Annotated in this window: 11 protein-coding genes; 6 read left to right on the plus strand and 5 right to left on the minus strand. The window is 62.7% G+C overall.

Going from position 1 to position 9,205, the window contains the following annotated elements; genetic code table 11:
- Genes SZ64_RS13815 through SZ64_RS13830 form a run of 4 tightly spaced genes read right to left on the minus strand, consistent with a single transcriptional unit; the run spans nt 1 to nt 2,895 of the window.
- The gene (locus tag SZ64_RS13815) at nt 1-369 is read right to left on the minus strand and encodes a hypothetical protein (protein WP_054531358.1); all 369 of its coding nucleotides are present in this window, start codon (nt 367-369) and stop codon (nt 1-3) included.
- A gap of 12 nt (nt 370-381) precedes the next feature.
- Complete coding sequence (locus tag SZ64_RS13820; protein ID WP_054531359.1) at nt 382-822, minus strand: DUF2497 domain-containing protein; 441 nt, start codon at nt 820-822, stop codon at nt 382-384.
- Nucleotides 823-844: 22 nt separating this feature from the next.
- The gene (locus SZ64_RS13825) at nt 845-2,284 is read right to left on the minus strand and encodes a TolC family outer membrane protein (protein ID WP_054531360.1); all 1,440 of its coding nucleotides are present in this window, start codon (nt 2,282-2,284) and stop codon (nt 845-847) included.
- 2 nt (nt 2,285-2,286) lie between these two features.
- On the minus strand, nt 2,287-2,895 hold the full coding sequence (locus SZ64_RS13830) for a protein-L-isoaspartate O-methyltransferase (protein WP_054532269.1): 609 nt from the start codon (nt 2,893-2,895) through the stop codon (nt 2,287-2,289).
- Nucleotides 2,896-3,049: 154 nt separating this feature from the next.
- Here SZ64_RS13830 and SZ64_RS13835 point away from each other — a divergent pair, with 154 nt between their 5' ends.
- The 3 genes from SZ64_RS13835 to SZ64_RS13845 all read left to right on the plus strand — a co-directional run bounded on the left by SZ64_RS13835 (nt 3,050) and on the right by SZ64_RS13845 (nt 6,700).
- Nucleotides 3,050-4,570 (plus strand): fumarate hydratase, encoded by a 1,521-nt coding sequence (locus SZ64_RS13835; protein WP_193391527.1) that lies wholly within the window; start codon nt 3,050-3,052, stop codon nt 4,568-4,570.
- A gap of 128 nt (nt 4,571-4,698) precedes the next feature.
- Entirely contained in the window at nt 4,699-5,970 is a 1,272-nt protein-coding gene (locus SZ64_RS13840) for a histidine kinase (RefSeq protein WP_054531362.1), read from the plus strand.
- Nucleotides 5,963-6,700 carry a LytTR family DNA-binding domain-containing protein gene (locus tag SZ64_RS13845; protein ID WP_054531363.1) on the plus strand — a complete coding sequence of 246 codons (738 nt, stop codon included), beginning with the start codon at nt 5,963-5,965 and terminating at the stop codon, nt 6,698-6,700. Before SZ64_RS13840 ends, SZ64_RS13845 begins: the two co-directional genes overlap by 8 nt.
- Before the next feature lie 107 nt (nt 6,701-6,807).
- Here SZ64_RS13845 and SZ64_RS13850 read toward each other — a convergent pair whose 3' ends face one another.
- The gene (locus tag SZ64_RS13850) at nt 6,808-7,110 is read right to left on the minus strand and encodes a UrcA family protein (RefSeq protein ID WP_054531364.1); all 303 of its coding nucleotides are present in this window, start codon (nt 7,108-7,110) and stop codon (nt 6,808-6,810) included.
- A gap of 202 nt (nt 7,111-7,312) precedes the next feature.
- Here SZ64_RS13850 and SZ64_RS13855 point away from each other — a divergent pair, with 202 nt between their 5' ends.
- From SZ64_RS13855 to SZ64_RS13865, 3 genes are read left to right on the plus strand one after another with little or no spacing between them, the layout of a single operon-like run.
- Nucleotides 7,313-7,579, plus strand: a complete 267-nt coding sequence (locus SZ64_RS13855; protein WP_054531365.1) for a hypothetical protein — start codon at nt 7,313-7,315, stop codon at nt 7,577-7,579.
- Between the two features lie 11 nt (nt 7,580-7,590).
- Entirely contained in the window at nt 7,591-8,442 is an 852-nt protein-coding gene (locus tag SZ64_RS13860; RefSeq protein WP_054531366.1) for a diacylglycerol kinase family protein, read from the plus strand.
- Nucleotides 8,439-9,182, plus strand: coding sequence for a metallophosphoesterase (locus SZ64_RS13865; RefSeq protein WP_054531367.1), 744 nt, complete (start codon nt 8,439-8,441; stop codon nt 9,180-9,182). The genes SZ64_RS13860 and SZ64_RS13865 overlap by 4 nt, the downstream gene beginning before the upstream one ends.
- Nucleotides 9,183-9,205: the final 23 nt, after the last annotated feature.

Genomic DNA, 9,205 nt, shown 5'->3' on the forward strand with positions numbered 1-9,205 from the left:
TCAGCGCGTGGGATAGAGGCGGAAATCTTCCACCGGCACGCCGCCGATCAGATGTTCCTGGATGATCCGTTCCAGCACTTCCTCAGTACAGGAATGATACCAGACACCATCGGGCCAGACGACCACGATAGGCCCGGCTTCGCAGATCTGCAGGCAATCGGCCTTGGTGCGCTGCACATGCCCCTTCGGCCCTGCCAGACCCAGCTCGCGCAGCCTCTGCTTCAGGAAATTCCACGCGGCCTCTCCGGTTGCCCGGTCGCAGCATTTGCCCTTTTCGGAAAGGGCGCAGATGAAGATGTGTCGCTCGATTCCGGCGCCGCCAATCTGGTCGAGCGCCTTTCTGGCCCGTTCAACGCTGCTCAAGGCCATTTTGGGCTGCCGTCAGCCCCGCTTGCCGGCGATTCGGGCGATTTCTGCTGCGACCAGCTTTTCCACCATGTCGGGCAGGTTTTTGTCGAGCCAGTCTGCCAGCATCGGACGAAGCATTTCGCGCACCATGCCTTCCAGCGAGGTTTCGCCCGAACGGACGATCTGCGGCTGGGCACCGGGCTCTGCCAGCATGGCGAGGGCGGCAAGTGATTCGCGCATCGAGGCGCGCGATTCTTCCGGGATCAGGCCCGAATCATCGTCAGAATCATCCATCGAATGCAACACGGCCTCCGTGCTCAGCTCCAGCACGTCTTCCACCGTGCGAGCCGCGGAAATCCCGCGATTTTCACGGCGACGATGTTCTTCCTGTGCAGTCTCGCGATTATCGCGCGCGATCACTTTCTTGATCGACGCGAGGATTTCCTCGACCGACGGTTCGCTTTCATGCCGCATGATTTCAAAGCCCCCAAAGCTCTTACTGTTGCGGAACTTCGCCGTCCTGCGCCGGCGTGTCAACGGTTCGCGTCGACTGGGCAGTCGGATCGGGGTCCATCGCCCAGTCCCAGATCTTGCCCTTTACGCGGTCATAATTGACCTGCGGATCGTACAGCACGCCTTCGTCGCCCAGCCCCAGATCGCGCGCTTCGGCGCGGCCCATGGCGGCCAGCAGAGTGAATCCGGCAACATAGGCATTGCGCCGCGCGGTCACCAACTGGACCCGTGCGCTGAGCAGTTCCTGCTCAGCATTCAGGATTTCGAGGATGGTGCGATTGCCCACCGTATTTTCTGCCCGCACGCCTTCAAGGCTCAATTCGGCGGCGCTCACGGCTGTCTGAGTCGATGCGATGATCGAATTGGCCGCCTCAAGGCTCGAAAATGCGGCGCGCACTTGCGAGATTACACTGCGTTCCGTGCCGATTTCCTGTTCCAGCGCGGCGGCGGAACGAGCCTGCGCCTGCCGTTCCTGCGCAGCCGGGCGGCCACCCTGAAACAGCGGGATCGTGGCCCGCACGCCCGCCGAAGCGCCCGTGGCGCTGGTACCGTTCGCTACGCTGCCCAGCGGATCGTTATAAGTGCCGGTGGTGAACACCTCCAGCTTGGGCAGACGTCCGGCACCGGCAACGTCGATGTCGTATTTCGCGGCGTTGGACCGCTCCCGAGCTGCAATCAGGTCTGGGTTGCTGTCCAGCGCGACCGAAACCGCTTCTTCCGGGGTTGTCGGAAGGCCCGGGAGGGGCGGCGGTGCCTGAAGGTTTTCAGGCTGCTTGCCGACAAGCTGGATATAGCGTTCGCGTGCAGAGGCCAGATTGGCCCGCGCACTGCGCAGATCGCCTTGGGCAAGCGCAAGGCGCGATTCGGACTGGGCAACGTCGGTGCGGGTCAGGTCGCCGATCTCGAAACGATCCCGCGTAGCTTGCAGATTGACCGTCAGTACATCGACATTGTTGGCTGAAAGGCCGACCACCGCTTCGTTCAGGATCACATCCATGTAGGCGGTCACTGTCTGGCTGAACACGCTGCTTTCGGTGGCCCGCAGGTCATGCTGGCCTGCCTTCACGCGGGTTTCGGCTGCCGTGATCGAATTGCGCACGGAACCGCCTGAATAGACCGGGACTGAAAGCGAAATCGACCCGGCAAGGGTCCGGTCCGCGAACAGATTGGTCGGGTCGGGCGTCGTTTCCTTCAACTGCTCCGTATAAGTGGCAGAGCCGGTGACCGAAGGCAGGCCGCTGGCGCGGTTGATCGGCACGTTTTCATCGGTGGCGCGCTGGTTGGCGCGCGCTGCCTGCAATGTGGGGTTCGTCTGATAGGCGCCCAGCAGGGCATCCTTCAGCGTGTCGGCCAGCGCAGGCGCCGGTGCCAGCGCCATCGCTGCCCCGGCCAGCAGAGCCAGCCTCGTTCCCCCCCGCGACATGATCAGAAGCTCCAGCTCTTCGACACCGCGAATTCGGGAAGCACCGGAATGCCCATTTCGGTGAGCGGAATAAGCGAAACCTCGCCCGCAATCTTGCGGCCATAGGCAAGGCGGGTAAGCCCGCGCACGACGAGACCGGAGACCAAGCGGCCATTATCCGCCAGTCGCTTCGCCAGCGCATCGGGCAATTGCCCGATGGCGCCATCGATCACCAACAGGGTGACATCGCCCTTCTTGCGCGAGGCGGCGGCGGCATCTTCCGGCTTTATCACTTCAAGCGAAGCGACGAGCGGGCGCAGCAATTCGGCCATGTAGCCGCTGCCGCCGTCCACCAGCAGCACGCTGTCATCTGCTGTGGGGGCGGATTCTTCCAGCATGCGGCCATGCACCAGCGGTGCAGCCAGGAAGCGGCCACTACCCAGCGGCACGGCGCGATCCATATAGGCAATGGCGCGCAGCTCTTCCGGGACGAATTCCTCACGCGCAACGGCGCCCATGCGCTCGCGCACGATGTCGGTATTGACCCCGCTCACGCGCAGCTGGCTGTCCACCATCGCCTTGCGGGCCGCAGCATATCCGGCGTTCGCCGGCCGATCTTTCACGATTGTCATTTCCGAACCCTTCATACGGGCTGTGTTGCACATGTAACACGCCCGCGCAATCTGCTCCGCTTTAGGCGGAACAGCGCCGCCAGCCAAGCGCTTTGACGGTAAAGCGGAGCGGCGATAAGGGGGCATGCATTCGACAGGCAGGAGGCTACGCTCGATGAGCGACATGGTTACGATCCGCGAAGAAGACCTCATCGAAAGCGTGGCCGACGCGCTGCAATACATCTCCTATTTCCATCCGATGGATTACATCCGCGCTCTGGGCGACGCCTATGAGGCGGAACAGGGGCCTGCTGCGAAGGATGCGATCGCGCAGATCCTGACCAACAGTCGCATGTGTGCCGAAGGGCACCGGCCGATTTGCCAGGATACCGGCATCGTCAATGTCTTCATCGAATGGGGCCAGGATTGCCGGCTTGAATCGCGCCGCTCGCTGCAAGACGTGGTGGATGAAGGCGTGCGCCAGGCCTATCTCCACCCGGAAAACAAGCTGCGGGCATCGGTTCTGGCCGATCCGGCCTTCACCCGCCGCAACACCCGCGACAATACGCCCTGTGTGCTGAGTGTGGAGATGGTGCCGGGCAACAAGGTTTCCGTCGATGTCGCCGCCAAGGGCGGCGGCAGCGAGAACAAGTCCAAGTTCAAGATGATGAACCCCAGCGACAATATTGTGGACTGGGTGCTGGAAATGATCCCGCAGATGGGCGCCGGCTGGTGTCCTCCGGGCATGCTGGGCATCGGCATTGGCGGCACGGCGGAACATTGCGTCAAGCTGGCCAAGCAGAGCCTGATGGAACCCATCGATATGGCCCAGCTGAAAGAGCGCGGCCCGCAGAACGACATCGAGGCGCTACGCATCGAGATCTTCGACAAGGTCAATGCGCTGGGCATCGGGGCGCAAGGCCTGGGCGGCCTTGCCACCATTCTCGACGTCAAGATTCTCGACTGGCCCTGCCACGCGGCAGGCAAGCCGGTGGCGATGATCCCGAACTGTGCCGCAACCCGCCATGCCCATTTCACGCTGGACGGTTCCGGCCCTTCCTTCCTTGAAGCGCCGAATCTCGATGAATGGCCCAAGGTTGACTGGCAGCCGGACAGCGCGGCGATCCGCGTCGATCTGGACGCATTGACGCCGGAAATGGTGCAGGGCTGGAAGCAGGGAGACCGCCTGCTGCTCAACGGCAAGATGCTGACGGGCCGCGATGCCGCCCACAAGCGTATTCAGGACATGCTCGCCAAGGGCGAGGAACTGCCTGTCGAGTTCAAGGGCCGCGTGATCTATTATGTCGGCCCGGTCGATCCGGTGGGTGAGGAAATCGTCGGCCCGGCCGGCCCCACTACCGCCACCCGCATGGACAAGTTCACGCGCATGATGCTGGAACAGGGCCTGTTGGCCATGGTCGGCAAGGCTGAGCGTGGGCCGATGGCCGTGGATGCGATCCGCGATCACAAGAGCGCCTATCTGATGGCCGTGGGCGGCGCCGCCTATCTGGTTGCCCGCGCGATCAAGGGCAGCAAGGTGGTCGGTTTCGAAGATCTCGGCATGGAAGCGATCTACGAATTCGAAGTGAAGGATTTTCCGGTCACGGTCGCGGTCGACAGCGAGGGCAAGAATGTCCACCAGCTCGCCCCGCTGGTGTGGCGCGAGAAAATCGCGAAGGAAAAGCTGCTCGCCTGATGCTGCCTGGCTGATCTCCGCTCGACATTCGTCGGGCGGAATCGGGCACTGGTGGTTCGACCAAGGGCAGACCCGTGCCGATTGCCGGGCTGGCTTTTAGTCAGGCCTTGGGGCTATCCCGGCCATGCATGCAGGAACCCGCCCTCGATCTCGCGCGCCCGCGCGTCCCGGTCAGCACCGTCCTTGCCTCCATCGTGGGGCTATGGGCGTGCTATTTCGTGCTCACCACGATCCGGGCCGAAATTCTCGACCTCGGATTCGAGTTCGAGCTGCTCTGGCGCCGCGCGGTGGTAGCACTGATCGGCGTGGCGGTGACCTTCGCCATGTGGTTGATCCTGCGGCAGTTCGATCACAAGCCGCTATGGGCTAAGGTTGCTGCTGCGCTGGTGATTTCCGCCCCGGTGTCCATCGTATTGGCACAGGCGAACCGCTTCGTCTTTGCCGACCTGGAAACCGAAATTGCCAAGAGCTTCGGTGAGAAGCAGGGCTTCAAGGTCCGTCGGGACGAAAGCGGCAATCTACTAGTCGATATTCCGGTTCCCACGTCCCATGCGCCGCAAGCGACGCCTACGGGCGAGGAGACGGATGGCGGCTCGGGTGCGCTGGAAGAACTGCCCCAAGCGATCACGATCAACACGCCTTCGCCGCAGGATACGGGCCTGCCGGAAATCGCGCTTGGCCGATATTTCCTGATGTTGGCGTGGTGCGCGCTCTATCTCGCGCTCGTCGCAGGTGAACAGGCGCGCACTGCGGAACGGCGCGAAGGCGCCTTTCGCCGGGCGGCCAAGGCGGCAGAGCTGCGCTCGCTACGTTATCAGGTCAACCCGCACTTCCTGTTCAACACGCTCAACTCGCTGTCGGCACTGGTCCTCACCGGTCGCAACCAGCAGGCGGAGCGGATGATCCAGATGATCTCCACCTTCTATCGCAGCAGCTTGGCTGACGATCCCACATCGGACGTGCCACTGCGCGATGAATTCGGCCTGCAGCGGCTTTACCTCGACATCGAGGCGGTGCGTTTTCCTGATCGGCTGGTGGCGGTCTATGATTTGCCCGCCGCGCTGGAAGGCGCGAAGGTGCCGGGGATGATCTTGCAGCCGCTGGTGGAAAATTCAGTGAAGCACGCCGTCGCTCCGTCGGCAGGCAAGGTTACCATCACCCTTTCCGCGCGGGAGGAATATGGCCGGCTTGTCATTACGGTGTCCGACGATGGCAAGGGCAAGCGCGCGGCAGGCCCGGCACGGCCCACTGATGGCTATGGCATCGGTCTGCAGAACGTGCGCGAACGGCTTGAGGCCCGCTTTGGCGAACAGGCCAGTATCGTTTCCGGGCCGACCGGTTCGGGCTATGCCACCCATATCCGGATTCCCTTGCTGACTCACAGGAACGCCGATGCCTGACGATGGCCCTGCGCCGATGCGCACATTGATCGTGGATGACGAACCGCTTGCGGTAGAACGGATGCAGGTGATCTGCGCCGAATTGCGCGACCTGTCCGTGGTCGGCACGGCCAGCGATGGCGGCGCCGCGCTGCGGCTGGTAGAGGCGCTTTCGCCCGACCTTCTATTGCTGGATATGACCATGCCCGAGATGGATGGGCTGCAGGTCGCCCGCGCCCTTGCCGGGCGCGATGCGCGACCGGCCGTGATCTTCGTGACCGCCCACGATCATTTCGCTGTGGAAGCCTTCGATCTCGATGCGGTGGATTACGTCCTCAAGCCCGTCACGCCAGAGCGGCTGGAGCGGGCAATTGGCCGCGCGGTTGCGCGGCGCGGCAATGTTGGCGGCGTGGCGAGCGAATGGTTGAGCGAATTCTGGGTGCCGCACCGTTCCGAACTGATCCGCATCGAAGCCGCTCAGGTCGACCGGATCGACGCCGAACGCGATTATGTGCGGCTGCATGTCGGGGAAAGCAGCTATCTGCTGCTGCAGACCATTGCCGGGCTGGAGGCTCGGCTCAATCCGGCGGATTTCATTCGTATCCACCGTTCCTGCATCCTGCGGCGCGAGTGCATTCGCGGCCTGAGGCATGAAGGGCTGGGCGTGTGGTCGGTCGAGGTCGACGATGGAGAGGCCTTGCGCATCGGGCGCACTTATCTCTCCAGAGTGAAGGCCATGGCCGGCCGCTGATCGGGCGGAACTTCAGCACACAAAGCGCCCGATGGGGATTGCCGGCCATGGCAGGTGGCCCGCCCTTGTCCTGGGACTGGGTTGGAACAGGCGGGCTGCACCGCCGGTTAGCTACCGGCGGTGTTATTGCTTGTTTCGGTGAGCGTGGCGATCCGGGTCTCGATTTTCTTCCGCGCTTCCTTGTAGCACTTGCGCGCATCGTTGCTGGGCACGCGGCTGCCCGTGCGGTCGACATTGTAACCACAGACGTCCTTTGCCGCGTTGTCGATGCGTCGATCGAGCTCCTTGCGGCCCTTCTCGGTGGAAAGGTCCAGATCCTTGAAAGAGACCGTAGCGGCTTCGGCAAAGGCCGGCTGGGCTGCGACCAGCGTGCCCACTGCGGCGGCGATGATCATGATTGAACGCTTCATTTTCCGTACTCCCTCCTTGGGCGCCGCTGGGGGCAGGGCGCCCTGACAGGAAGAAAATTATGCCGAGATGCCGTTCAACACATGCGCACTTCGACAGCCAAGCAAAGCCGCCCGACGAGCGAGTCCCCGCTGGACGAAATGCGCGAACCGGCGGACGAACAGCGTTTGGCATCCGACGAAATTGCGGCCATCTTCGCCACCAATGGCGATTCTCTTCACCTTTCTGTTCGGCATCGGCAATTTCGCGCTGCACAAGGCAGTTCTGGAAAGCCGCCATCCCGTGATCGGTATGCTGCCGCGTTTTCTGGTGCGGTCGGGTGGCCGGGCGAGCCTCGCTGTCGAATTCCTTGTCCTGCTCGCCGTCCTGCTGCTCGTGGCAAATGGGCAGACCGGCTGGAGCTGGGGCTATTTCGCTTATACGGCATCCAACGCCGTTGCCGCCTGGCTAATCCTCTCAAACCGCTGGTAAATCCTTCCCTCATGACGAAACCTCTTTTGATCTGGCTGGTCACGAATGCGGCCAGTGGCAGCAACGGCAAAGACAGGTTGGCGGCGCTGGAGAAGGATGCGGAAGCAGCCGGTATCGAGTTCGCCCGGACAATCCACTTTCCGGAAGAAAGCTTGCCGAGGCCTGCGGATCTGGATGCAGCCGGTGTGGAGATTATTGCGGTCTTCGCGGGGGACGGCACGGTCAATGCCGTGGTCACATCGCTCTACGGGTGGGGTGGTTCGGTGCTGGTGCTGCCGGGCGGGACCAAGAACCTGCTGTTCCATCGTTTGCACGGGCAACAGGATTTGGCCGATGTGTTTGAAGGGGTCGTAGAGGGCAGAGCACGCCGGGTGCGACCCGGAATCGTGCGCTGCGCGCAGGGAGATGGTCTTGCCGGACTGATGGCCGGCCCGGGTACGGCATGGTACGATGTGCGCGAAGCGATGCGGAACGCCGATCTGGCGGCAGTAGCCAGCGGCACCGCTCAGGCAATTGAAGCGTCGGTTGCGGCGCCGATGATTGCCTGTACCGATCCAAGACTCGGTCGGCCGGAAGGCTACCCCCTCATCATGTTGACCCCGCATGATAATGGTTTCGCGGTGGACGCCTATTATGCAGAGACGGTGCAGGATTTCCTCGTTCAGGGTCTCGCACTGCTCCGGCGCGAATTCCGCGACGGTCCCAGCGAATTGCTGGGCGTGGTTCCCGAACTCAAGCTCGCCAGCGTATCGGGTGATCCGCTCGGTTTGCTGATCGATGGTGAGAAAGTGGATTGCGGGTCGAAGGTCCGTTTCACGCTGGTCCCCTGCGAAGTCGATCTGCTAGCTACCGGTCCGTCATGACCATCGCGGCCCGCCTTTTCCATTTGAGCGACATCCACTTCGGGGTGGAAGATCGTGGCGCGCTTGCGTGGTTCGAAGAAGCAGTGCGGGAAGAAAAGCCCGATGCGGTGATCTGCACCGGCGATCTCACCCAGCGCGCGAAGAGAAGCGAATATGCTGCCGCTGCCGAATGGTTCGCCCGGCTTGGCGTGCCGGCGGTGATAGAGCCGGGCAATCACGACATGCCCTATTTCAATCCGGTCGAGCGTTTTCGCACGCCATTTCGCCGTTTCGGCCAACTGGCGGGAATGGTTGGCAGCGAGTTGGAACTGGACCATGTCGCCGTCATTACCCTGCGCACTACGGTCAGCGCGCAATGGCGCTGGCCATGGTCCGACGGTGTCGTACGCGGGCGTGCGTTGGAAGAGGCCTTACAGGAACTGACGCGCCTGAAGGGCGATCACCGTTTCAAGATCGTGGCGTGCCACCACCCTTTGTCCGGCTCTTCGCTGACCGGCCATAATCCGACAGTGCGGGGCCATTCCGCCCTGCGGGCGCTGGTGGATGCCGGGGCGGACGCGATTCTTTCGGGCCATGTCCACGATGCTTTCGACATCACCCACAAGGTTGACGGGAAGAAGGTTCGCATGATTGGCAGCGGCACCATGTCGGAACGGCTGCGCGGCACGCCCCCGTCCTACAATGTGCTGCATTTCGATCTGGTCCACGGCCTCTCGGTGGAAAATCGCCAATTCGGCTGAGGTGCGCTGAGGGTTGATCCCGG

The sequence above is a fragment of the Erythrobacter sp. SG61-1L genome (genome assembly GCF_001305965.1).
Classification (GTDB): Bacteria; Pseudomonadota; Alphaproteobacteria; order Sphingomonadales; family Sphingomonadaceae; genus Andeanibacterium.